This is a genomic window from Corynebacterium sp. MSK218 (assembly GCF_030232655.1).
Classification (GTDB): Bacteria; Actinomycetota; Actinomycetes; order Mycobacteriales; family Mycobacteriaceae; genus Corynebacterium.
Map to the genome: position 1 here is coordinate 146,283 of NZ_JASPGN010000002.1, position 24,026 is coordinate 170,308.

The following is a 24,026-nucleotide window of genomic DNA, read 5'->3' on the forward strand; positions in this document are numbered from 1 at the left end:
GTGGTGAAGTCCTGAGTAATCTATAGCGCGGTAATAACAAAGAACTGATTGGTGCCTTCCTCTTATGCTGTCCCGCATTGCTTCCTCCGTGGCCGCCGCCGTCATGGCAGTGTCTGCCCTTGTCATTCCCCAGGCCGTAACCGCGCCCGCCGCCCACGCCGATGAGCACTGCCCCGCAGTGGTCTTCGTGGCCGCTCGTGGCTCCGGTCAAAACAGCCAGATCTACCCGACGCAGTATTCCAACCAGGGAGGCCGTGCCTCCAATGGGTGGGAAGGCGAATCCATCCGCGCCATGCTGCGCAACGCCGAATCGCACTACCAGGCCACCCACGGTGGCAACTCGATGATGAAGGACGTCTACGTCCTCGGTCTGGAACCCAAGTACTACCCAGCGACGTACCCGGAGTACACAGTGCCGAACGTGGGCCTGCCTACCACCGCGGCGCAGGCGCTCGGCGTGGTTCTGCAGTACGCAAAGCCAGTCATGAACACTGCGGTATCGGCCTTGGATCAGTTCTCACACTCCGTGCAGACCGGCAAGCGTGGTGTCATGAGCGCCATCAACGACTACGAGGGCGCTACCGGCTGCCACCCGCAGTACATCTTGTCCGGCTACTCCCAGGGCGCGATGGTCATCGCTAGCCACGAGAAAGAACTGGCCAACCGCGGCCAGCTCGCCGGCGTGGTTACCTTCGGCAACCCGCTGACCCGCAAGAACGACCCCTCCGTGGTGGGCAATACCCAGGGCGCCGGTGGCCCGATGGGCTTCATGCCCTACCCGCGCGCTACTGGCAACCGCGTTGATTACTGCCTGCCGCTCGACGCCGTGTGCGACCTCTCCGTGGGCACCCTTTACGCCGCGGAACCCACCGGCGGTTCCCATGGCCAGTACTTTTTCACTCCTCACCAGTGGGATGGCCAAGTCTACGATTCCATTGGCCGAATGGTCGATGGCGCTCGGTTCCGCTAGATAAAGTAGGGTGAAGCTTTCTTCTCCTGCCCTGACGTGTAGCGCTGCCGCGTTGGTCACAGCAGCGTCCTTTCTAAACACGCCTACGGCCGCAGCCGTCGGCGACGTAGAAACTTGCCCGAGCACCGTGGTCCTCGTCGCCCGTGGTTCGGATCAAAATGAGGAGCAGGGCGAGTACGTCGGGCCGCAGCGCTACTCCGCGAAGGCCCCAGAGTCCACTGGCTTTGAGGGCCGTAACTTCGCGGCTCTGTTCCACCAGTTAGAGCAGCGCCACCCGGGCGCTATGGATGGCGTCTATGTGCTAGCGCTCGATCCGGACTCTTATCCCGCCGCCATGAACCTTCCTCCCTTGGCGCAGGAAGGTGAGGACTTAGGCCCGCTGCAGCTCGTCCAGCGAGCGTTTGGAGTTCTCCAGCAGCACTCTCTTGGGGAGCTGGCCTATTCAGTGATATTCGGAGCCGTTGATAGTCTGCGCACCGGTGCCCGCAATGCCCCGAAGGTGGTAGACGACTATGAGGCCGCCACCGACTGCCACCCGCGGTGGGTAGCCGCCGGTTATTCGCAGGGAGCGCTGGTCGCGACGAGTGTCGAGGGCTACCTCGCTGACACCGGGCGCCTGCATGCCGTGCTCACCTTTGGCAACCCTCTGCACCAGGTCCCGTGGACGCAGAACCGTGCCGGGCTGCCGGTAACGCGCTACGTTGACTATTGTCTGGATGGCGATTTTGTTTGTGACTTCTCCCTCGAAGCCGCCAACCGCGCCTTAGCCACCAAGGCTGAGCGTCACGCGTCCTATTTCTTAGGGGAACTCTCCGGGCAGGACGTGCAGGTCATCGACGCCGTGGCCGGTATACTCACCAGCCATGACTAGTCCGCAACGCATCGGCATCATGGGTGGCACGTTTGATCCCATCCACAACGGTCACCTCGTGGCCGCCAGTGAAGTAGCCCACCGCTTCCGCCTTGACACAGTGGTCTTCGTGCCCACCGGCCAGCCCTGGCAAAAGGCGGACAAGAAGGTCACCGCTGCTGAGCACCGCTACCTCATGACCATGGTGGCCACGGCATCCAACCCGCGTTTCACGGTCTCCCGCGTGGACATTGACCGCGAGGGCCCGACCTACACCATTGATACGTTGCGTGACCTGCGCGCTATTTTCCCGGATGCGGAGCTTTTCTTTATCACTGGGGCGGACTCGGTGGCCTCCATTATGAGCTGGCGAAATTGGGAAGAGATGCTGGAGATGGCGCACTTTGTTGGCGTGACCCGCCCCGGCTACGAGCTCAGCAAAGACATGCTGCCGCTCGAATCCCAAGACGATATCGAGCTCATCGAAATCCCCGCCATGGCGATTTCCTCCACCGATTGCCGCGCCCGCGCCCAGCAGGGCCAGCCGGTGTGGTACTTGGTGCCGGATGGGGTGGTGCAGTACATCGCCAAGAACCACCTCTATAGCCCGCATCCGGAGAAGCCTCTGTAAGAATCGTCGTGGCGTGGGGGTTGGCCACGGCGATTGACTAGGAAAATAGGTTCTCGGCGTGTAAGACTAGAGGTCTTAGTACTGTACGCGTTGTGTAGGGATAGTCATGTCGATTACTGATGAAGCACGCCTCATGGCGGAAACCGCTGCCCTGGCTGCGGATGAAAAGTTGGCCACCAACATTGCAGCCATTGACGTCTCCGACGTGCTCGCCATCACCGAGGTCTTTGTCTTGGCCTCTGCCGATACCGAGCGCCAGGTGGGTTCCATCGTCGAGGAAGTCGAAGACGAGCTGACCAAGAAGGGCTTTGAGCCCAAGCGCCGCGAGGGCAACCGCGAAAACCGCTGGGTTCTGCTTGATTATGGCCCCATTGTCGTTCACGTTCAGCGCAACGACCAACGCGAGTTCTACGGTCTCGACCGCCTCTACCACGACTGCCCGCTCCTTGAGATCCCCGGTCTCGAGACACCAGAGCGCCCAGGCGAGTGGTCCACCGAAGTCAATCCGCGCGACGTCGAGTCCATCGAAGAGATTCCGCTGGCCCAGCCGGAGCCGGAAGACGACGAATTATGACGCGCCGCCTCCTCCTCATCCGCCACGGTCAAACCACCTACAACGCCACCGGCCGGATGCAGGGGCACTTGGACACCGAGCTTTCTGAGGTCGGCCTCTCCCAAGCCCGCGCCGCCGCCGATCTCCTCGTAGACAAGCAGATCACGGCTATCGTCTCCTCCGACCTCATCCGTGCCCGTGATACCGCGGCAGTGATAGGGGAGAAATTGGGGATCGAGGTGGACGTCGATAAGCGCCTGCGTGAAACCCACCTTGGTGACTGGCAAGGAATGACCTCTGCCGAAGTCGATGAACAGTATCCTGGTGCGCGCGCAATCTGGCGCCACGACCCTACTTGGGCCCCGCCGCAGGGAGAAAGCCGCGTGGATGTGGCCACCCGCGCCCGCCCTGTCATCGATGAGCTGATGCGCGCCCACCCCGAATGGGACGAAGGCGCGGTGCTCGTCGTCGCGCACGGCGGCGCCATCTCCGCGCTGACCTGCCACCTGTTGGGCCTGCAACACCACCAGTACGGCATCCTCTCCGGGCTGAAGAATACCCACTGGTCGCAGCTGACCGCCCGCCCCGAATTCGATGCTTCCCAGCCGCTGTCCCCGCTGGAATTTACCCCGGAGAACGTGGACCGCGCGCAGTGGTACTTCGACGGCTGGAACATGGGCGGTGCCGTCGTGGGCGGCGCGGGGGCGGACGTCTAGTGATTCGCGTCGTTACCGACTCCGCCGCGGGGCTCCCCGCGGACATCGTGGAAGAGCTAGGTATTACCGTGGTGGATCTCCACGTCATGGAGAGCCACGGCAAGGACGGCGCTGAGCTGTCTACTTCCGGCCTCACCGCGCTAGAGCTCGCTGCTCTCTACGGCCGCGAGATGGAGCGTTCCGGAGACGACGGTGTGTTGGCCATCCACCTGTCCAAGGAATTGTCCTCCACGTGGTCGGCGGCGGTGACGGCTTCGGGCGTCTTCCCCGATACCGTCCGGGTCATTGACTCTGGAACCGCCGGTATGGCCATGGGCGCGGCGGCCATGACCGCTGCCAAGCTTGCCCAGGAAGGCGCGTCTCTGAAGGAGTGCTACGCCGCGGCCATCAACACGCTAGAGCGCGGGCACACGTGGGTCTACCTTGACTCAATCGATGACCTTCGCCGCTCTGGGCGCATGTCGGCGGCGACGGCGATGTTATCCACAGCCCTGCTTGCCACCAAACCCATCATGGCGGTGCAGGCCGGAAAACTGGAGATGGTGGGCAAAACCCGCACGCAGACCAAGGCTTTTACCAAGCTCGTGGATTTGGTGGCCTCCCGCGCGGAGGGCAAGCCTGCGTTCGTTGCGGTGCAGTACAACGAAGACGAGGCCTCCGCGCGCCGCCTCGAGGAGCTGCTGCGTATGGCGTTGCCGGAGTCATCGTTTATGCGCGTTGCGCTTACCGACGTCCTCTCGGTCCACGTCGGCCCCGGAGCCATCGGCGTCTCCGTCGTCTTCAGCTAACTGTTGACGCCTTCAACAAGTTATCCACAGGTTGCGGCCTAAGCCCTCGACGGCGAGGTAGCGGGCTGCGTAGCGTCACGGGCATGAATGCTATCGCTGACCGCCTGCGTGACCTCACCCGGCCCACCGGGGAAGAAGAGTTGCTTTCCGTGGACTACCCGCGCCCGCGCCTGCGGGTGCCGCCGCGGCTTGCCCTGGTTGCGGTGGGGCTGGCGGGGGTGGGCCTGCTGCTGTGGCTGGGTGGCTCGCGCGAGGCAGCTAACCCCTACGAGGTTCCCGCGGTGAGCAGCGCGCCGCCGGCGGATATCGTGGTGTCCGTGGTTGGGGAGGTGGATTCCCCGGGCCTAGTCACGTTAGCGCCGGGCGCGCGCGTAAACGATGCCCTCGAGGCCGCGGGGCCTAAAGTGCCCACGGATAACCTCAACCTGGCGCAAAAGCTTAACGACGGCGAACAGATCACCGTCGGCGCCCTCCCCGGCGCTGAGGACGACGACGGCGGCGGGGGCGAGACCGGTGACGACACCGTGTCGCTCAATTCTGCGACCGCTGAGGAGCTCATCACCTTGCCGGGCGTGGGCCCGGCAACGGCCGAGGCCATCATTGCGCACCGCGAGGAGGCAGGCCACTTCACGTCGATAGAACAGCTCATGGATGTATCCGGCATTGGACCGGCGAAGTTCGCTCAGCTTAAGGACAAGGTGCGTCCATGAGGGAGCTGCGGCTTACGCCGGCTGCGGTGGTGGCATGGGTGGCCACGCTCGCCGTGCTCTTCGGCCAGCCGTGGTTGTTACTAGGGCTAGTCGCCTGTTTCGCCTTCCTTCGGCGCGCGCCCGGCCAGGCCATTTTGTGTACGGCCAGCGGCGCGCTCTTCGCCACGCTGGCGGCGGTGCGCATGCGGCGAGCCGAGGCTTTCCACTTTGGCACCGAGGTCACCGGAAAACTCACCGCGGACCCCATCCAGACTGCCTCCGGCTGGATGGTGCGCCTGAGCGTTCCTGGATACCCGACCCAGCTGCCGGTCTTCCTCACCTCACAGCCCGAGGCCTACGCCGGCTCGCTCGTGACCATCCACGGCCGGCCCGGCTCTTCCGATCGCGTCGGGGTGGGCCAGACCGTCTTCAGCGGCGAGCTCACTGCCCACTCACACAGCTGGACAGCTAAAGTTGCGGAGAATTTCCGCGCCATCTGCGATAACGGCCTCATACCCGGCATGGTGTTGGGCGATACCAGCCTCCAAAGCCCCGAAGACAAGCAGCTCTACATCGATACCGGGCTCTCGCATTTAAGCGCGGTGTCGGGGTCCAACGTTGCCATCGTGTGCACCGCCGCGGCGTTGGTGGTGAGGGGGCAGAAGGTGCGGGTGGGGGCGTCGGCAAGCGCGTTGGCACTGTTTGTCGCACTCGTGGGGTGGGAGCCCTCCGTCCAGCGCGCTACCGTCGCTGGGGTGGCCGGGCTGCTTGCCGTGCTCAATTCCTCCACGATGGAGCCGCTCCATGCGCTTTCCCTCGGCGTGCTCTTTCTGCTCGCTGCCGATAGCGACCTGGCCGTTAGCTTTGGCTTCGCGCTGTCCGTCGCGGCTACCGTCGGTATCGTGGCGCTGACCCCGCTGTTGCTGCGCGTGCTCGGCACTGGCATTATCGCGCGCGCCTTCGCCGTGGCGATTGCCGCGGACATCGTCACCATGCCGCTCATCGCGCTCATGGCGGGCAGGGTATCGGTGGTCTCTGTCATCGCCAACGTGCTCGCAGCCCCCGTCGTGCCGATTATTACCGTCGTGGGTCTCATTGCCGCCGTGCTCGCGCAGGTAGGGCTCGGCCGCCCGCTCGTCATTCTCATCGAACCGCTTGCGGACTGGATACACGGCGTTGCTGCCGCCATGCCGCTAACCACCGTCGAGGCCGGTCCCGTCGCGGTGCTCTTGCTCGTGGGGTGGCTCATCGCGGCGCTGTTAAGATGACAGGCATGTCCGTGCACCTCATCCTCGGCGACGATGAATTCCTAGCCGAGCGCGCCCGACTGAGCGTTCAGCAGGGCGATGTTACCAAGCTCAAGGCCTCGGAGGTCAGCGAGGGAGAAATCCTCGAGGCCACCAGCCCCTCCCTTTTCGGGGATGAGCGCTGCATCGTCATCAGTGATGTGGAGAAGGCCGGCAAAGAGGTTACGCGCATTCTTCTCGACGCCTGCGCCAACCCCATGCCCGGCATTACCCTCATCCTCTTATATTCGGTGACGGCGAAGACGCTGAAGAACAAGAAGAAGCCACCGGAGATCGTCGCTGCTCTGCGTAAGAGCGGTGAGGTCCACGAGGTGTTTTCCCTGTATCCCAACGAGCTGGCTCCGTGGGCCACGCGCGAGTTTGCCTCCCACGGCGTGCGCCCCACCCCGGACGTGGTGCAGGCGCTTCTCGACGGCGTCGGGTCCGACCTCCGCGAACTCGCCTCCGCCATCTCCCAGCTCGTCTTCGACACCGGCGGCAAGGTCACGCGCGAAGCGGTCCACGAGTACTACGTGGGCGTGGCTGAAGTGGCTAACTGGGACATTGCGGATGCGGCCGTGGCCGGGCGCGTAGAAGCGGCCGTGTCGACGTGCCGCCGCGCACTCCAATTGGGTGCGAGCCCCGTGGCTATCGCTTCGGCGTTGGCGAACAAGGTGGGCAACATCGCGCGCCTCTATTCCGCGCGGGGAGACCAGTACTCGCTGGCTTCCCAGACCGGTATGGCGCCATATGCCGTTAAAATTACTCAACCGGTAGCGCGCCGCTGGTCGGGGGACAACATCACCAAGGCCGTCATCCTCATGGCGGAACTCGATGGCGCGGTCAAGGGCCAAGGCGGCGACGAGGAATTCGCCATTGAGTCCGCAGTGCGGCGGGTGGCAGAGTTAGCGCGCTAAACTATCCCACCATGGATGAGATCCAGGACTTTGTAACCAAGCTTTTTGATTTCGCTCGCAGCGGCGACGCCACCTTGCTCGACTACATCGCGCAGGGCGTCAACGTCGACATGGTGAACCAAGAAGGTCAGTCCTTCATCATGCTCGCTGCCTACCACGGGCATGCCGAGCTGGTGCGCCAGCTGGTCGCCGCCGGTGCCGACGTCAACCTCCTCAACGATCGCGGCCAGTCCCCGCTGGCCGGGGCTATCTTCAAGAAGGAAGACGCGGTTATCGACGCCCTCCTTGACGCTCACGCCGATCCCACCGCCGGCCAGCCCAATGCCATTGACTCGGCTCGCATGTTCGGCCGCGAGGATCTTCTCGAGCGCCTGTCATGAGCTGGTCCGCATTCGCGGCCATTTTGCTGATGAACCTGGTGGGCGCCGCCGCGCCGGGCCCTGACGTCGTGTTGATTACGCGTTACGCCACGCGCTCGCGCCGCCATGCCATCGCGGCGGCCACCGGTATCCAGGTCGGCGTGCTCTTCTGGTGCACGCTGACGGTCTTTGGCGCCGCGGCTCTGCTGTCGGCATTCCCGGGGGTCATGTCGCTTATTCAGGTCGTGGGAGGCTGCTTCTTGGTCTTCATGGGCGTGCTCTCCATTCGCTCAGGCCTTGAGCTGCGCAAGCATCCCCCGCAAGATGAGGACGATGCGGCTGCTCGCCTGGGGTCGATGGCTAAGGTCTTCCGCACTGGGCTTGCCACCAACCTGTCTAACCCAAAAATCGTGCTCTTCTTGGCCGCGGTGGTGGCTCCGCTGCTGCCGCCGCACCCGCCGGTGTGGCTCTCGATAGTGTTGGTGTTGAGCCTGTCACTATCGAGCTACCTGCTGTTTGTCTTTCTCTCCACGGTGATTTCGACGCGCGCGATTCGCCGGCGCCTTCTCGCCGCGGGTCCGTGGATTGATATCGGCTCCGGTGCCTTCTTCGTCGTCGCCGGCTGCGCTCTCGTCTGGGCCGGAATCCAAGCCGCCTAGCCCACAAGCCAAGCCTCCTAACTCGGTATGCGGAGCTGGCCCATCTCGAGCAGTTCCGCTACCCATTGCGACCACGCCGCCACCGTGGACGAGCGCCGGCGCAGCGTGGATTCTTTAAGCCCCAAGTCGGCAGCGCGCATCAAGGCATAAGCCTCGTCCTTGCTCAGCGCACGGCACGTGTCCACCACGTGCGCAAGCATATCCCGGAACACCGGGCGCGAAGCCAGCGCCTGAATGAGGGCAGCATTGCGCTCATCGCGGGTACCGCGCAGCTCCGTCAAGCCAAGGTAGCGAGCCGCGTTGGTGTAGTAATCCGCCTGGCGCGGGGTAAAGCCATACTGTTCCGGCATGTCTGCCTTGGGAATCGGATTCTCCAACAAGCTAATAACGCGCGCAAAGGAATCAGCCTGGGGGAAAGGGAACCCCGGGCGTTCTACCTGCGTGGCAGCCAAAATGCTGCGTACGGTCTCGGCGGTGACCGTCGAGGGGCCGAGGATATAGCGATGGGCCGCGACCAGCTCGATGGAGCGGAAATCCGCCGGATCCCTAAACGCATATCGGTAGAAATGGAACACGCCGTTGGAATACACCATGTAGACCGGTACGATCTCTTTGTCCAATGCCAGACTGAAGCGGCGGAAAGGGAAATACAGCTGGCGGATATTGAAGTCGGGGGACACGTGGTTCTTCGCCTCCAGCAGGACGAGATGTTCCGCCGATTCAAAACCGGCATCAATCTCCATCTGGGCACGGTCGACAACCACCTCGCGGCCGTCGATAGTCATCGGCAGCTGCAGCGTCGACATGCGCCCGCTGACCGTCGCGACACACTCGGCACCGATGAAATCATCCACCATTCCGCTCAAGCTTGCTGCCGTGAGCGCTGCGGCTTCGGAGCTCAAGTTGTCAAAGTCGATGGACTTAATATGCCGCGGCACCGGCATCGTCGTCAGAGGGCCTGCCTGCTCCGGGAAAGGCTGGTACAGATCGAAGCGGCCAATGAGGTACGCATCGCGGCGAATCGGCAACATCGACAGCCCATGCTCTTGGAATACCTGTGGGCGTGCCGCAGAAAAATCGTGCTTAGCCATCAAACGCGGCTCACGCCCCGACAACCGTTTGAGCTTACTCGCCTCCAGGACCGTGAAACCGGATTCGGCAATCTCGGCCTGGATGTGGGGGAAGACGAGGTCCCACGCGGCGTCGTTAAGCATAGTTGCGCACCAGCACCTCGTTGACCTTGCCGCGCTTCGACGCCACGGAGTTCACCGCGCGCGTGGCCCCCACAATCTCGATGCGATAGTCGGCGTAGAGCTCCTTGATGAAATCCGTCGCGGAATTCGACAGTAGGAACTTCACTCCCTGCGCATCTAGCTCGTCACACGTCTCTTTGAGGCGAATCTGATCCGCACGGCCGAACCCGCCGGATTGGTAACCGGTGAAATTACTCGTCGGGTTTACCGGGTCATAAGGCGGATCGAAGTAGACAAAATCCCCCTCATGCGCCTCCAACGCAGCGTAATCACCGTTGGAAAAAACCACATCGTTGGCGGACAAATAGGAAGAAACCGCCCGCAGGTTCGGCTCATCACAAATCGTGGGATTGGCGTAGCGGCCAAAGGGGGCGTTGAACTGTCCTGCATTATTAACGCGGTAGAGCCCGTTGTAGCAGGTCTTGTTGAGATAAATCGTACGTGCTGCACGCTCGACGGCGCTCAAGTGCGCAAACTCCGGAGAACGATCGCGGGCGCGCATCTCGTAGAAGAAATCCGAATCATTCGGATAGCCCTTGAGCAGGGCGATGAGCTCGTCCACATCATCGCGGACGACCTCGTAGACGGTAATGAGCTCGGTATTGAGGTCATTGACCCGGGCGCGGGAGGGCGCCAAAGAAAAAAGAACCGCTCCGCCGCCCAAGAAAGGCTCGACATAAGTGTCGAAGCTCTCAGGCAGCATGGAGTGGATGGCGGGAAGTAACTGACGTTTTCCGCCCACCCACTTCAGGAGCGGTTTCATTTAGGCCATCTTGTTGAAGGCGGTGGCCATGCCGGACTTCTTGTTGGCCGCGTTGTTGCGGTGGAAGACGCCCTTGGATACGGACTTGTCCAGTGCGCGGGAAGCAACGCGCAGCTGCTTCTCAGCTGCAGCCTTGTCGCCGGACTCGACGGCCTCGCGGAACTTACGGATCTCGGTGCGTACGGCGGAACGTACGGACTTGTTGCGCTGACGGGACTTCTCGTTGGTGAGAACGCGCTTCTGCTTAGACTTGATATTTGCCATTGTTATACCTCTTAGAGTCGTAGGAATGTTGACCGAGGAAGGCGGACCCAAGGTCCTGACCGCCACACATGCCTCGGCATCCCACAAAATTTAGCAAGCCAAGCTACGAAAACCCAAATCACGCCCAGTGGTAGCGCGAGCGTAGCCGGTTGGCAATGCGCTCGAAGCGCCTCTCTGGGAAGAGCGTGCCTTGGCGGCGGCATTGCTCCTCGGAGATTTCCAGCACGCGGTCGATGCGTACCCAACACTGCCGGCCGGATTCATCCCATTCGCCGGTGCCGATGTCGAGCCATTCCTCCTTGTTCGCATGCCCCGGGTTGGCCGAAATCAGCAAACCCAGCACGGTGGTACGGGTGCGGGAGACAATAAGCACGGCGCGTTCGCGCGGTGGGGACTGTTTGCCGTCGGAAGGTGCCCAGACCCACACCACTTCACCGGAGTCAGCCTGGCCATCCATGTCGGGCGTGAAGAAGACGCTGCGGGGATGGGCGGCGGCAGCCTCGACGCGGATGTCGGCGGCCTTGCGCGGTTCCGTTACTACATTGGGCTGGTTCATCCCGAGGCGCTCGGTGATGCGCTGGAGGCCGTCATCGACAGGCTCGGGGCGTCCGAAGCCTAAAATGCGGGCCAACCTAGTCATGTCGTCTATTCTAAACGCATGTCTAGAAACTTTGCGGCCACGACGTTTACGGATCCGTCCAAGATCCGAAACTTTTGCATCATTGCCCACATCGACCACGGCAAGTCGACGCTGGCTGACCGCATCCTGCAGTTGTCGCAGGTGGTGGAGGAGCGCGATATGCGCGACCAATACCTCGACAACATGGATATCGAGCGCGAGCGCGGCATCACTATTAAGGCGCAGAACGTGCGCCTGCCCTGGATTCCTCAGTCCGGTGCGTGTGAGGGGGAGGAGATTGTCATGCAGATGATCGATACCCCCGGCCACGTGGACTTTACGTATGAAGTCTCCCGTGCGTTGGAGGCGTGTGAGGGCGCCATCCTGCTTGTCGACGCCGCCCAAGGCATCGAAGCCCAAACCCTAGCCAACCTCTACCTGGCTATGGAAAACGATCTGGAGATCATCCCGGTTCTCAACAAGATTGACTTGCCTGCGGCTGACCCGGAGAAGTACTCCCTGGAAATCGCTAACATCATTGGCTGCGAACCAGAAGAGGTGCTGCGCGTCTCCGGCAAGACCGGCGAGGGCGTGCCTGAGCTGCTGGATAAGGTCGCCGAACTCATCCCCGCTCCGACGTCCGAGTTCGGGCCCGATGCCCCGGCCCGCGCCATGGTCTTCGACTCGGTTTATGACACCTACCGCGGCGTGGTGACCTACATCCGCATGATGGACGGCAAGCTCACCCCGCGCCAGAAAGTCACCATGATGTCCACTGGCGCCAACCATGAGCTGCTTGAGGTGGGTATCGTCTCACCCACCATGCAGAAGTGTGAGGGCCTGGGCCCGGGCGAGGTGGGCTACCTCATCACCGGTGTGAAGAATGTGCGTGAGACCAAGGTGGGTGACACGATTACGTGGGCGTCGAATGGCGCTACTGAGCCGCTCAAGGGCTACGCCGACCCGAACCCCATGGTGTACTCGGGTCTGTTCCCCATCTCCCAGGCGGACTTCCCGGACTTGCGTGACGCGCTGGAGAAGCTGCAGCTTAACGACGCCTCCCTCACCTTCGAGCCCGAGACCTCCGTGGCTCTTGGCTTCGGCTTCCGCTGCGGATTCTTGGGCCTGCTGCACATGGAAATCACCCGCGACCGACTGGAGCGCGAGTTTGGCCTCGACCTGATTTCCACCGCACCGTCGGTGACCTACCGTGTGGTGGCAGAAGACGGTACGGAGTCTTATGTGCACAACCCGTCGGACTGGCCCGGTGGCAAGCTGCGTGAGGTCTACGAGCCGATTGTGAAGATGACCATCATCGTGCCGGAGGAATTTGTCGGCTCGACGATGGAGCTGTGCCAGTCCAAGCGCGGCCAGATGGGCGGCATGGATTACCTGTCTGAGGACCGCGTGGAGCTGCGCTACACCATGCCGCTGGGTGAAATCATCTTCGACTTCTTCGACATGCTGAAGTCCCGCACCAAGGGCTACGCTTCCCTCAACTACGAGGAGGCCGGCGAGCAGCTGGCGGACTTGGTAAAGGTCGATATTCTGCTCAACGGTGATCCGGTGGATGCCTTCTCTGCCATCGTGCACCGCGAGTCCGCGCAGTGGTACGGCAATAAGATGACGAAGAAGCTCAAGGAGCTCATCCCACGCCAGCAGTTCGAGGTGCCCGTCCAGGCGGCCATCGGCTCGAAGATTATCGCGCGCGAGAACATCCGCGCGATGCGCAAGGACGTGCTGGCCAAGTGCTACGGCGGCGATATCTCGCGTAAGCGCAAGCTGCTGGAGAAGCAGAAGGCCGGTAAGAAGCGCATGAAGTCCATCGGCTCCGTGTCGGTGCCCCAGGAGGCCTTCGTGGCGGCGCTGTCCACGGATAGCGATTAGGAAAAGTTATTATGAATTGTAGATGAACTGCTGTCATGTCCGCTGAACGGAAAATTGGTCGTCTAGGCAGCGTTTTCAGGGCATTCTCTGTCCGGGGAATGCCCTTTTTCTTTTGTTGCGGCAACGTCACAGTAGGCGTTAAATCCGCTGTGAAAGCGACCGATGACTCATCTGGCGAGCCACAGCCACTTTCAACCTCATTGTTCCTAAGAGTCTCATCTAAGGTTGGAATCTTCCATGAAACTTCGCTCTCGTGCTGTGGCCCTGTGCGCCGCAGTTGCTGCAACCACGTCCGCCGTCCCGGCCCTAGCTGCCCCCACGACCCCCATCGAGCACGTCGTGGTCATTTACTCGGAGAATATTTCCTTCGATCACTACTTCGCAACGTACCCGAATGCCCTCAATAAAGACGGCGAGAAGCTGCAGGGCAGTGAAAAGGATGCCCCGCAATTTAAGGCCAAGGAAGGCACCCCGAAGGTCAACAACCTGGAGAACAATGACCTGCTCGGAGATAAGAACCCGAACTCCACTAAGCCTTTCCGTCTCACCCCGGAGCAGGCTGTGACTGCGGACCAGAACCACCACTACGCCGATGAGCAGAAGGCCTACAACGGTGGAAAGATGGACAAGTTCCCTGAGACTGTGTCTGTAGACAATGACAAGTATGACCCGCAGTCCTACGGCACCACCGGCCTGACCATGGGCTACTACGATGGCAACACCGTTACCGGCATGTGGAACTACGCGCAGAATTTCGCCATGAACGATAATTCGTTCTCCACTATTTTCGGTCCATCTACACCGGGCGCGCTGAACCTTATTGCAGGAACCGTTGCTGGTGCCACGATGCATGACCCGGCCACGGGTGAGCAGCAGACCATCAAAGATGGCGAGAACCACGCTTTGGCCGGTGTTTCGGAAGACGGAAAGACCGCCACCGTGGTGGGAGACCCGGATCCGCTGTACGACGACTGCTCCAACAGTTCCTCCGCTGGCACCAACCAAGTCACCGCGATGCACTCCAAGAACATCGGCGACCAGCTCAACGAAAAGGACGTCACGTGGGGCTGGTTCCAGGGTGGTTTCCGTCCGACTGAAGAGGCCACCGATACCTCCCGTGCTCGCTGCGGCTCGTCTCACACCACGCTGAACGGTAATCCTCAGACGGACTACAACCCGCACCACCAGCCGTTCCAGTACTACGCATCGACGGCGAATCCCCACCACCTCGCGCCGTCGAGCGATGACATGATCGGCAAGACGGACCGGGCTAACCACCAGTACGATCTAAAGGATTTCGACACCGCCCTCGAGCAGGGCAACCTGCCGGCTGTGTCCTTCCTTAAGGCGTCGAACTTCCAGGATGGTCACGCAAGCTACTCCAACCCGCTCGATGAACAGGCTTTTATTACCCACTACATCAACGAGCTGCAGAACTCCCCGGAGTGGGACTCCACCGCCGTGATTATTGCCTACGATGATTCCGATGGTTGGTACGACCACCAGGCACCGAAGATCCTCAACGGCTCCAATGACCCACACCAAGACTCCGAGATTTGCACTGCGGCTGCTGCTAAGGTCGGCGTTGCCGGTGACAAGCATGGTCAGTGCGGTCCGGGTACCCGCCAGCCGCTTATCGTGGTTTCCCCGTACGCCAAGACCAACTTCGTTGATTCGACCTACACCGAGCAGACCTCCGTCACCAAGTTCATCCAGGACAACTTCGGACTGGGCCGCTTGGGTGGCATCGCCTTCGATGAACGCGCCGGCGAGCTGAACAACATGTTTGACTTCAACGGTGAGAAAGCTCCAAAGCTTTTCCTCAACGAGACCGACGGCACGGTGGCAAAGGACTATGCCTCGATCGAACACGTCGATGTCACCCCTCGCGCTGGCACCAACCTCAAGCCGGTCGTCGAGGGCATGAATGATCCGAAGGTGACCGAAAACGGCGTTCCGGAAATCACCAAGCTGCAGTCTGAGACCAAGCCGTCTGAGACCAAGCCTTCCGATGATAAGAAGGACAAAGATAAGAAGGACAAGTCTTCCGAGTCTTCCAAGGGTGGCGTCTTCGCCATCCTCGCCGTGCTTGCCGTTGCTGCCGCCGGTGTCGTTGGTTGGTTCATGAACGGTCACCCCGGCCTGGACCTAGACAAGCTCGGTATCAAGCTGCCGTTCTAATCTGACAAACCCATGAAGACCTTCCATATCACCACTGCGGCGCTTGCCGTCATGCTCATCGCCACCCCCACCGCCGATGCTCAAAGCTCCTTCGGGCTCAGCTCTTCGCGTTCCGATGCGCCCCCTAAGGTGTCTGCTGAGAAACCGGAGCCGCAGCTCAATGTGCGCGACGTGTACCACTGTCCGACTCCGGACGACGTTCAGGGACAGGCGGAGTGGAAGGTCTTCAACACTACCGGCCTTGCCCTCACCGTCTACGTTGCAGATGATGCGGGTAACGCCTACCAGGTCCTCGAGCGCGTTGGCAGCCCTGCTCAGCGCGCCTGGACCCCCAAGCTTCAGAACGGTACGTACCACCTGACGTGCGTGTTCCATAACGACTCCGCCATTAAGTCGAATAACTTCACAGTGTCTGGCTCCACCTTTACGAACGCTCCGAAGATGGTGCCTATTACGGATCGTGAGATTTCCGCGGTCGCCATTGAACAGGCAACGCAACAAAAGAAGCGCCTTCCCGAACTTGCTAGCAAAGCTGATGCCTTGGGTAAGGCTGTGCATTCCGGTAATCGTGCCGATGCACAGGCCGCCTACCTCGAGTTCTACGAGTTTTTTCGCACCTTCGACAACTATTCGGGTCTGTGGCTGGGAGAGGATGTTGAGTATGGGGGCGTCGAAAAGCAGCTCTTCTCCGACGCCGACCTCACGCCTACGCTTGCCGACGCCCTTGTGGCCGCCGTTCATGCCAAAGTTGAGACCCTTGAAAAGACGCATTTTACAGTGCCAGCTCCCGATTATGGCCTGCGCACTCACGAGGTGATGGAGGAATTTGAGCGATTCGATATGCGCGGCGAGCGTGATTACGGCGCCCATGCGCTACCAGTGGCATTGCGCGCCAATGTCCTCTCCACTCGTTTCATGCTCGACCCTGTACGTGAGCTGGTGGAAGGCCGCGGGCTAGATACGGCGCCGATTTACGCCCAACTTGAAGAACTTGATGCTTTGGCCGCTGAATTCGATGCGAAGTATGACGTCGCCTTTGCTGAGTGGTCCCAGAAGGATCGTTTGCGCCTGCAAGCTGCGGTTGCGAGCGCCAACGAGTTGCTCGCTCCGGTAGCTACCATGACTGTTGTCCGAAGGATGGATTAATGACCTGCCCGTTTCACTTCTCTCGTCGCTCTTTTCTTTCGGGACTCGCCGCGAGTACCGCGGCGGTCGCCGTACCAACGGCGAATGCGCAATCGAGCTTCTTCGGTTCTTCCAAGCCGATGACGAATCCGGACAATGGCAGGAGTAAGGACCTTGAGGAAGTTGCCGCCTTTCACGGCGAGCACCAAGAGGGCATTGTGACGGCGCCACAGAAGTTTTGTGAGGTTATTGCTCTTGATATCCAATTCGCAGATGTGTCGCGTTTGGAGACCCTTCTGCGCACCATAACGGATCGCGCTCGCTTCCTCACTACAGGCGGCCAGACCGCGCCCGATGGTATTGCTTACCCGGCGAATGATTCCGGCGAGCTGGGAACTGACCTGCCTACGGACAATCTGTCCATTACCGTGGCGGTGGGCGAGTCTCTTTTTGATGACCGTTTCGGCCTCAGCTCGCACAAACCTGCGCACCTATCCACGATGGAAGCTTTTGCCGACGACTCGCTTCAAGAAAATCTCTGTCATGGTGACCTCGCCATCCAGATTTGCGCCGACCAGCACGACACCGTTTTGCACGCGTTGCGCGATATCTTGCGCCACACACGCGGCGACGTCGCGGTGCGCTGGCGCCAGTCTGGATACATGAACGAGCCCCGCCCGTCCGGCACGCAACGTAACCATTTGGGTTTCAAGGATGGAATAGTGAACCCGAAAGAAGAGGAGCACGACACCCTAGTGTGGGCTGGTACCGATGAGCCCGCGTGGGCCGCGGGAGGAAGCTACATGGTGGTGCGCCTTATTGCGATGTACACGGAGTTCTGGGATCGTATTTCCATTGCGGAACAGGAGCAGATTTTCGGGCGTGACCGTGCCACTGGCGGGCCGCTCTCGGGCGGCGATGAATGGGCGGAACCAAGCTACCTCGACGATCACGGAGACGTCATTCCTACCGATGCCCATATCCGTTTGGCTAACCCGCGCACTCCGGAGACCGCGGATCAGCTTATGCTGCGCCGCGCGTATAACTACGACAACGGCGTGCGCGATAATGGCACCCTCGATGTAGGTTTGGTGTTTATCTGCTTCCAACAGGATCTGGAGCGCCAGTTCATTACCGTACAAAAGCGCCTTGAGGGCGAGCCGCTCGCGGACTACATCCGTCCTTATGGCGGTGGCTATTTCTACGCGTTGCCAGGTGTGCGCGATGAGTCGGATTTCTTCGGACGCGCACTTCTCACCGCCTAACCTAGTCCGCGCGTTGCGTGCCATTGGGGCTTGAATTCTTGGGGTCCGAAACCGGGACTTCCGGAGCATGATTCGCACATAGCCCTGTACCGAGAACACCCATTCCATTAGCGGACCCCATTTCATTAGCACTGTGCGCTTCACACTGCGCAAGCCAGATTGGCGCGGGCGTGCGCGACGAGGTGGTTATCTTCGCTCGCTGCCCGGCACTTATCCCACGAGCGCCGAATTTCCCGTCAACCTCCTTCTGGTTGGCGGGTTTCGCTCTTTAAGGGCTTAAGGCCTTGCCGTCAGTGCCTCTGCTGTATCCGGCGGCGAGTGAAGCGTGGTTAGGGATCGCCGATATCCCCGCGCACCTGGCTTTGGTTGGCGGGTTTCGGCGTGTACTGGTGGTTGGTGGTGTCCTTTCTGTGTTTGGTGGCTGGGGTGTTAGCTGCTGTCAGGTGGCGGCTGTTCTGGTGGTGCGGTTGGGGTTTGTGCTGATGGTGGTTTTGCTTGCTGTTCGGCGGCGAGTCTGGCTGTGGCTTCTTGGTATTCGGGCATGGCGGTAATTGGCATACCCCAGGGCGGGATGTAGCTCACCCCGGTATTCAACCGGAACATGTAACCGCGTCCGGTGGGTCGTTTCGGGTCATCATCGTTAATACCGTTGTGATACGCACACAGGAAGGTGAGGTTTTTGAGGTTGGTGAAACCTCCTGCTTGCCAGGGGATGAGGTGGTGGACTTCGCAGTAATCAGCTGGTTGGTTGCAGCCGGGCCTAGAGCAGGTTTGGAATTCGGCAGCCAGGCTGATGCGTTGTTTCCAGCTGGCATGCCGCTGAAGCCTATAGGAGTTAACCGGGCCTTCAAGGGGGTGGATGATGGTGGCGTAGCCAATCTCGGCAAACTTATAGGCTAAGAAGTCTGCGCCGGTCATGCGTGCGCCGTTGGTGAGGTTAAGTTCGATTTCCTCCCCATCACCGTTAATAATTTGGTCGAGCTCGTTGAGGGTGACAACGACTTGAGCATGCACGGCGGGTTTGGTGCCGATACCACCGGTGACAATGACGGTGCGGGCAGCCTCAAGCAGGTTTGTTTTATTAACGGATTCGAGGGTTCCTCGGATATCGGCGATGACGGTTGGGGTGTCGGTGATGGTGATGGAGTTCGGTCCCTTGGACCGGTAGGTGAAGCGTACTCCGGGCTTAGCGGTGCGTTTGGCACGAAGCTCCTTTAAACGCTTGGTGGCTACCTGGCGGATTTTGTGGGCGGGGGTGCCGGCAAGTTTTATGCGTAGGTTCCAGGCGTCGAGGTCTTTGTTTACTTTGGCGGTGTAGGACTCAATCAGGGTGAGAATGCTAAGGCTATGTTGTTGTGCCACTGCGGCGGCGCGTGCTTTGCGTTGTTTGCCGGTGAAGCGGGTGTGCCCGAAGTAGATGCGGTGAAGGTGGGCGAGTTCTACAGCATCATTGGCGTCGGCGCCGAGCGCGCGGAGCTCATCGGGTGAGCTGGTTGCTTGTTCCACTAGCGCGATCCCCGAGTTGCGGTAGTGGAAGTAGGTTTCTAATACCCCCATGGCCACGAAGCTTAAAGTAGGCCCAAAGGCCCCGCAACCGGAACGCAGAATTACTCGGCGTTAAAGGAATAGCTCCCAGTCAGCTCGTTGTGGATGACGACGCTATAGTCCTGGCCGTTGGCATTGGCGCCGTCGATAAGCGCGTGGAGCTCCTGCGCGTTGTAATGGCGGCTTAAGCCGACGTAGAACACTGCGAGGAGGATAAGCCCTCCCACAAGAATGGCTGCTGGGATGGAAGCGCTGCGGGAGTGGGACATGCCGTCGACGTTAGTAGAGAGCCGGTTTAATCGCATCCCACGCCGGCTGCAATTGCTTGCCAAACATCACCCAGTCGTGGGTGCCGTCGGTGAGATAGTCGGTGGTGTGGGGGATTGAGGCGTCGGAAAGCGCGGCGGAAAACTCCTCCGTACAGCGACGCGAGCCGGCCTCCAAAAGGGTGCCCCCGATGCGGTCATTGACGGATTTTCCGGGATAAGCCGCCAGCTCCTCGTCCGTCCACGCGCCCGAGGCCGCGGCGAGGTACAGCGCCGTGCCACGCAGCCCCTCCGGGTGGGACATGACGTCATTGCGCAGCCAATCCTCCGAACCGCGCGGGCCCCACATGTTCGTTGGGTCGCCGCCCTTGGTGCGCACCGTCAAGTCCACCGTACCCTGGCCCACCTTGCTGGTGGTGGAATAGCAGCCGGAAATGCCCGCCACGCCATTGAAGAAGCCCGGGTTGTTGTTCGCCATCATCACTGCGCCCGATGCTCCCATGGACAACCCAATGAGCCCGCGCTTGCCGTTGTGGTTCAGCTCCGCCTCCACCAGCGGAGCCAGTTCTGTGATGAGGAACGTTTCCCACTTGTGGCGGCCCAACTTCGGGTCATCTTCTCTCCAGTCCGTCCACATGGAACCTGCGCCTTGCGATGGAATCACCACGCTCGCATCCGTATCCCCAAACACGCGCCGTACGTGGCCTTTGGTGATCCAGTTCGAGGTCTCCGGGGAATCTACGCCTTCGAGAAAGTACACAACGGGCCCGCCGTTGCCCACGACGACGTCGACGGGAATGTCACGACCCATCGACGGCGAGGACACGATCCACTTCTCACGGCCGGGTTCGTCGGTAGCACGCCGCTCTATGAGGGAGACCTCGTCGATGTCCCTAATCGGGTACGGGTACTCTTCCTGCTCCGTAGACCATGCGTCGGTGAGCAGATGGGAGGAGGTGCCCAAGCCATCGATGACGTTAAACATGGTGTCGACGGCCCACTGTGAGGAGGCTTCGTCGCGGCTCGACAGTTGGTAGGAGGAGCCGGGCGTGAACATTAGGGAGCTGGCCACCAGCGCGGAAAGGACCTTCATGGCCTAGTACATTAATACAGTCGCAGGTAGGCTCGGGGAAACCACTCTGCGAAAGGATGACACCATGAAGATGGCGCCGCGCCACCGCCAGCAACTACCCCCGCTTCCCATGGTTTCTGCGAAGTTGGGGGACCGGCTCGCCACCGAGGTATTCCTTGAGGAGGGCCGCGAGCTGCTCCCAGAGCTGCAGGAATTTAGGCGCGATATGCACCAGAATCCGGAGATTGGCCTGCACCTGCCGCGCACGCAGAAGAAGGTGTTGGAAGCACTCGAAGGTTTGCCTTTGGAGATTCACCGTGGGCATGATTTGAGCTCGGTCGTGGCGGTGCTGCGCGGAGGCAAGCGCGGCGAGCGCCCAGTGTCGGTGCTGCTGCGCGCGGACATGGACGCTTTGCCGCTGCGCGAGCAGACGGGTAGTCCTTTTGCGTCGCGGAATAACAACATGCATGCCTGCGGCCACGACCTGCACACGGCTGGTCTTATCGGAGCGGTGAAGATGCTGTGCCGCCACCGTGAGGAGCTCTTGGGGGATGTCACCTTCATGTTCCAGCCAGGCGAGGAGGGCCCTGGTGGTGCGCAGCCCATGGTTGAAGAAGGCGTGCTTGACGCTGCTGGACGCCGTCCCATTGCCGCCTACGGTCTCCACGTCGGGCCGCAGGATCGGGGCACATTCCACCACATTGGCGGCCCGATGATGGCGTCGTCCTCCAACCTGTGGATCACGGTCTACGGCAAAGGCGGTCACGGCTCGCGCCCGCACGACGCTGTGGATCCGGTGGCGGCGCTCGCGGAAATCCAGATGGCGCTGCAGGTGGCCCTGACGCGGCGCTTCGACGCTAACGAACCCATCGTCATCACCGTGACGAACCTGCGCGCGGGCGACGGCGCGGTCAACATCATTCCTGATAAGGCCGAGCTGGGGGCGACGGTGCGCGTGCTTCGCGACGAACACATCGAAGCCGTCCGCCAGATGATCATTGAAGTCTCGAGCTCCGTGGCAGCCTCGCATCGCTGCACGGCCAAGGTGGACTTTGAGGTGCTCTATGCCGCGACGAAAACCTCGCCGAGAGAAGACCAGTTTGCGGCGTCGTTGTGGGCGGGCATGTTTGGCGCTGAGAATGTCCTGCCGATGGAGACGCCGATGATGGCCTCGGAGGACTTTGGCGTGGTGCTGGCCCAGGTTCCGGGCACGTTCATGTGGTTTGGTACAGCCAATCCGGAAACCCCGGAGCATATGCGCGAGTGGAACCACTCGCCGTTGGTGACTTTCGACGACTCAGTGCTGGGTGACCAAGCCGCAGCCCTGGCGGCGGTGGCCTTCGAGCGCCTCGCCGCCGAAGACGCTCATCCCTCGCCGGCCACGAAGGCTATGCGTACGCCCGTTCAGGCAACGGGCTCCGAGCAGTAGCCGCCTTCTTCCGCAGCGCAATAATGCCCCAGATGGTGGCCACCCACAGCGCTAAGACGACGAGAAGGCCGGCGGGGAGGGGCCAGATGGCGTCGTCGAATGCAGCGCTTAACGACGGGAAAAGGTTCTTCGTCACGTGCACCGCGATGGCCGCAATGAGCCAGCGCACCGGCTGCTTTCGGGCCAGACCATAGGCGCTAAGCCCAGTGAACAGCGCATGTGAGAGCGGGTTGGACACCAGGCGAATGACGGCTGCCCCGAGGACGCCAGCGGTATCCGAATCGAGGTTATCCACCGTCATGCGCGCGAAGGCAGTGGCATTTTCGCCCGCAGTGAAGCCGAGGCCCACAGCCACGCCGACGAAGACATAGTCGAGCCAGCTGCGGGGCCGGATGACGCAGGTGCAGATGAGTAGCACGCCGAGGAACTTGAGCACTTCCTCGTTGAGTGGCGCGTAGCCGGCAGCGCCCAGCCACTCTAGGCCTGCGCGGACAAGGAGATGGGTCATGTTGGTATTGAGCTCCACCGCGAGTCCGGAGACGGCAAAGCCCCACACCACGCCGTGCGCAATTCCATCCCGGCGGCGCAGGAAGAACAGCGTGAGGCAGACAAAGACGGCGGCGAAGATCACGGCGGCCAGAGCACTTGCGGGCAGGAAGGGCTCGCCCGCGTAGTGGAAGGCGGTGACGGCCAGCGCGCCGAGGGTCAGCAGGTAGTACAGGTACTTCATGCGTCCTCCGGCTGCACGCGGTCGGCGAAGTCACGTGCCTTCGGGCCCTCGATGTGGAGGAAGGAGATGGTGTTGTTGTGCCGCTGAGACAGCGTGATGCCGTCGCCGTCTTCGACGCGGTAGAGCTCGGCAGCCTGGGTGGTGATGGGGGCGTCGGTCAGCACGCTGGTCCCGTTGAAGGAGCGGTGCTGGCGCGGCAGGTAGGTCTCGACCTCGCGGGAGGAGCTGCCTTCCTCAGAAATGATGGTCGCGCTCCCGCAGTTCCATGTCTGCGAGGAAGCGTACGGATCCTCCGGGCATTCGAGCCCCGGGATACCGCGCACGGGGGTGGTGTCGGGAGTGGGGTCGGGGAGGAGGGCGTCGGCAAGCGGTACTGCGGCGAGGACGCCGATGCAGGAATAAATCAGTGTGTTTCTCATGCTTTTGACCCTACGAACTGCGGGTTTGCGCCGGTATCCTCCGCAGGGAGGATTTTGCGGAGTTTGACAATGCTGACAATCATGGCCACCCACAGGCCGATGAGGATGAGGAAGGTGGGGAAGATGGGCCATAGGGCGTCGTCAAACGCGGTAGAGATAGACGGGCCGAAATTAGCCGTGAAGTGCACCGCCATGGCGATGAGCAACCAGCGCACCGGTTGCCGGCGGGAGAGCCCGTAAGCTGCGATTGAGGTGAAGAAGGAATGCATGAGCGGGTTCGCGATGAATCGGGCAAGGAGCCCCAGAAGCGTTCCCTTGAGATCAGAGTCGAGGTTCTCCAGTGTCATGTTGGCGTAGTAGACGGCGTTCTCGGTCACGCTAAAGCCCATGCCCACGGCCACGCCGACGAAGACGTAGTCCGCCCAGTGGCGGGGCCGGATGACGCAGGTGCAGATGAAGACGACGCCGAGGAATTTAAGGACTTCCTCGTTAAGTGGGGCGATTCCAGCGATGACCAGCCAGTCCGGGACCGTACGGATGAGGAGGTGGTTCATGCACTCGTTGAGCGAAGCCGCGACTCCGGTGACCGCGATGCCCCACACCACACCGTGCGCAATGCCTGGGTGCTTGCGCAGAATCAGCAGCGTGAGACCAATGGCCACGGCCGCGTACAACACCGCGGCGAGCGCGCTGGTGGTGACGAAAGCGCCGTGGGAGAAATCATAAGCGACGTACACCAGCCCGGCGGCGGTGAGCAGTTCGTACAAAGTCTGTGTTCTTCTCATGAGGT

At 61.2% G+C, this 24,026-nt stretch carries 26 protein-coding genes; 16 read left to right on the top strand and 10 right to left on the bottom strand.

Features of this window, described 5'->3' with window-relative positions; translation table 11 throughout:
* The first annotated feature begins 64 nt into the window (after window positions 1-64).
* The 11 genes from QP922_RS02325 to QP922_RS02375 all read left to right on the top strand — a co-directional run bounded on the left by QP922_RS02325 (window position 65) and on the right by QP922_RS02375 (window position 8,418).
* Window positions 65-970, top strand: a complete 906-nt coding sequence (locus QP922_RS02325) for a cutinase family protein (RefSeq protein ID WP_284807671.1) — start codon at window positions 65-67, stop codon at window positions 968-970.
* A 10-nt stretch (window positions 971-980) separates the two neighbouring features.
* Complete coding sequence (locus tag QP922_RS02330) at window positions 981-1,841, top strand: cutinase family protein (protein ID WP_284807673.1); 861 nt, start codon at window positions 981-983, stop codon at window positions 1,839-1,841.
* A complete protein-coding gene (gene nadD / locus QP922_RS02335) occupies window positions 1,834-2,451 on the top strand; it encodes a nicotinate-nucleotide adenylyltransferase (RefSeq protein WP_039676389.1) in 618 nt (205 codons plus the stop codon). The genes QP922_RS02330 and nadD overlap by 8 nt, the downstream gene beginning before the upstream one ends.
* Window positions 2,452-2,557: 106 nt before the next feature.
* On the top strand, window positions 2,558-3,025 hold the full coding sequence (gene rsfS, locus QP922_RS02340; protein WP_039676388.1) for a ribosome silencing factor: 468 nt from the start codon (window positions 2,558-2,560) through the stop codon (window positions 3,023-3,025).
* The gene (locus QP922_RS02345) at window positions 3,022-3,720 is read left to right on the top strand and encodes a histidine phosphatase family protein (RefSeq protein WP_284807676.1); all 699 of its coding nucleotides are present in this window, start codon (window positions 3,022-3,024) and stop codon (window positions 3,718-3,720) included. Before rsfS ends, QP922_RS02345 begins: the two co-directional genes overlap by 4 nt.
* On the top strand, window positions 3,720-4,508 hold the full coding sequence (locus QP922_RS02350) for a DegV family protein (RefSeq protein WP_284807677.1): 789 nt from the start codon (window positions 3,720-3,722) through the stop codon (window positions 4,506-4,508). The genes QP922_RS02345 and QP922_RS02350 overlap by 1 nt, the downstream gene beginning before the upstream one ends.
* A gap of 83 nt (window positions 4,509-4,591) precedes the next feature.
* Window positions 4,592-5,218, top strand: a complete 627-nt coding sequence (locus QP922_RS02355; protein ID WP_284807679.1) for a ComEA family DNA-binding protein — start codon at window positions 4,592-4,594, stop codon at window positions 5,216-5,218.
* Entirely contained in the window at window positions 5,215-6,465 is a 1,251-nt protein-coding gene (locus tag QP922_RS02360) for a ComEC/Rec2 family competence protein (RefSeq protein WP_284807681.1), read from the top strand. The genes QP922_RS02355 and QP922_RS02360 overlap by 4 nt, the downstream gene beginning before the upstream one ends.
* Window positions 6,462-7,400 (top strand): DNA polymerase III subunit delta, encoded by a 939-nt coding sequence (gene holA, locus QP922_RS02365; protein WP_284807683.1) that lies wholly within the window; start codon window positions 6,462-6,464, stop codon window positions 7,398-7,400. Before QP922_RS02360 ends, holA begins: the two co-directional genes overlap by 4 nt.
* A gap of 11 nt (window positions 7,401-7,411) precedes the next feature.
* Window positions 7,412-7,780, top strand: a complete 369-nt coding sequence (locus QP922_RS02370; RefSeq protein WP_284807685.1) for an ankyrin repeat domain-containing protein — start codon at window positions 7,412-7,414, stop codon at window positions 7,778-7,780.
* Entirely contained in the window at window positions 7,777-8,418 is a 642-nt protein-coding gene (locus tag QP922_RS02375) for a LysE family translocator (protein ID WP_284807687.1), read from the top strand. The genes QP922_RS02370 and QP922_RS02375 overlap by 4 nt, the downstream gene beginning before the upstream one ends.
* A 17-nt stretch (window positions 8,419-8,435) precedes the next feature.
* Here the strand turns inward: QP922_RS02375 and QP922_RS02380 are convergent, their stop codons facing one another.
* The 4 genes from QP922_RS02380 to QP922_RS02395 all read right to left on the bottom strand — a co-directional run bounded on the left by QP922_RS02380 (window position 8,436) and on the right by QP922_RS02395 (window position 11,338).
* A complete protein-coding gene (locus QP922_RS02380) occupies window positions 8,436-9,632 on the bottom strand; it encodes a type II restriction enzyme (RefSeq protein WP_284807688.1) in 1,197 nt (398 codons plus the stop codon).
* Complete coding sequence (locus QP922_RS02385) at window positions 9,625-10,434, bottom strand: DNA adenine methylase (protein WP_284807690.1); 810 nt, start codon at window positions 10,432-10,434, stop codon at window positions 9,625-9,627. Before QP922_RS02385 ends, QP922_RS02380 begins: the two co-directional genes overlap by 8 nt.
* Complete coding sequence (gene rpsT, locus QP922_RS02390) at window positions 10,435-10,698, bottom strand: 30S ribosomal protein S20 (protein WP_284807692.1); 264 nt, start codon at window positions 10,696-10,698, stop codon at window positions 10,435-10,437.
* A 118-nt stretch (window positions 10,699-10,816) separates the two neighbouring features.
* Window positions 10,817-11,338 carry a type II toxin-antitoxin system PemK/MazF family toxin gene (locus QP922_RS02395; RefSeq protein ID WP_284807694.1) on the bottom strand — a complete coding sequence of 174 codons (522 nt, stop codon included), beginning with the start codon at window positions 11,336-11,338 and terminating at the stop codon, window positions 10,817-10,819.
* Between the two features lie 18 nt (window positions 11,339-11,356).
* On the opposite strand from QP922_RS02395, the gene lepA reads away from it, so the two are divergent.
* From lepA to efeB, 4 genes are all read left to right on the top strand, one after another.
* On the top strand, window positions 11,357-13,204 hold the full coding sequence (lepA, locus tag QP922_RS02400; RefSeq protein WP_284807696.1) for a translation elongation factor 4: 1,848 nt from the start codon (window positions 11,357-11,359) through the stop codon (window positions 13,202-13,204).
* A 237-nt stretch (window positions 13,205-13,441) separates the two neighbouring features.
* The gene (locus QP922_RS02405) at window positions 13,442-15,385 is read left to right on the top strand and encodes an alkaline phosphatase family protein (protein WP_284807698.1); all 1,944 of its coding nucleotides are present in this window, start codon (window positions 13,442-13,444) and stop codon (window positions 15,383-15,385) included.
* Between the two features lie 12 nt (window positions 15,386-15,397).
* On the top strand, window positions 15,398-16,531 hold the full coding sequence (locus QP922_RS02410; protein WP_284807700.1) for an EfeM/EfeO family lipoprotein: 1,134 nt from the start codon (window positions 15,398-15,400) through the stop codon (window positions 16,529-16,531).
* A complete protein-coding gene (efeB, locus tag QP922_RS02415; protein WP_284807701.1) occupies window positions 16,531-17,775 on the top strand; it encodes an iron uptake transporter deferrochelatase/peroxidase subunit in 1,245 nt (414 codons plus the stop codon). Before QP922_RS02410 ends, efeB begins: the two co-directional genes overlap by 1 nt.
* Before the next feature lie 429 nt (window positions 17,776-18,204).
* On the opposite strand, the gene QP922_RS02420 is transcribed toward efeB, so the two are convergent.
* Genes QP922_RS02420 through QP922_RS02430 form a run of 3 tightly spaced genes read right to left on the bottom strand, consistent with a single transcriptional unit; the run spans window position 18,205 to window position 20,679 of the window.
* Complete coding sequence (locus QP922_RS02420) at window positions 18,205-19,332, bottom strand: HNH endonuclease signature motif containing protein (protein WP_284807703.1); 1,128 nt, start codon at window positions 19,330-19,332, stop codon at window positions 18,205-18,207.
* Between the two features lie 50 nt (window positions 19,333-19,382).
* Window positions 19,383-19,589 carry a hypothetical protein gene (locus tag QP922_RS02425; protein ID WP_284807705.1) on the bottom strand — a complete coding sequence of 69 codons (207 nt, stop codon included), beginning with the start codon at window positions 19,587-19,589 and terminating at the stop codon, window positions 19,383-19,385.
* A 10-nt stretch (window positions 19,590-19,599) separates the two neighbouring features.
* Window positions 19,600-20,679, bottom strand: a complete 1,080-nt coding sequence (locus tag QP922_RS02430) for an alpha/beta hydrolase (RefSeq protein ID WP_284807707.1) — start codon at window positions 20,677-20,679, stop codon at window positions 19,600-19,602.
* 64 nt (window positions 20,680-20,743) lie between these two features.
* Here QP922_RS02430 and QP922_RS02435 point away from each other — a divergent pair, with 64 nt between their 5' ends.
* A complete protein-coding gene (locus QP922_RS02435; protein ID WP_284807709.1) occupies window positions 20,744-22,087 on the top strand; it encodes a M20 metallopeptidase family protein in 1,344 nt (447 codons plus the stop codon).
* Here the strand turns inward: QP922_RS02435 and QP922_RS02440 are convergent.
* The 3 genes from QP922_RS02440 to QP922_RS02450 are packed head-to-tail and all read right to left on the bottom strand — an operon-like array spanning window position 22,047 to window position 24,021.
* A complete protein-coding gene (locus QP922_RS02440) occupies window positions 22,047-22,817 on the bottom strand; it encodes a PrsW family glutamic-type intramembrane protease (protein ID WP_284807711.1) in 771 nt (256 codons plus the stop codon). The two genes, QP922_RS02435 and QP922_RS02440, sit on opposite strands and share 41 nt — an antisense overlap.
* Entirely contained in the window at window positions 22,814-23,236 is a 423-nt protein-coding gene (locus QP922_RS02445) for a hypothetical protein (RefSeq protein ID WP_284807713.1), read from the bottom strand. Before QP922_RS02445 ends, QP922_RS02440 begins: the two co-directional genes overlap by 4 nt.
* The gene (locus QP922_RS02450) at window positions 23,233-24,021 is read right to left on the bottom strand and encodes a PrsW family glutamic-type intramembrane protease (protein WP_284807715.1); all 789 of its coding nucleotides are present in this window, start codon (window positions 24,019-24,021) and stop codon (window positions 23,233-23,235) included. Before QP922_RS02450 ends, QP922_RS02445 begins: the two co-directional genes overlap by 4 nt.
* Window positions 24,022-24,026: the final 5 nt, after the last annotated feature.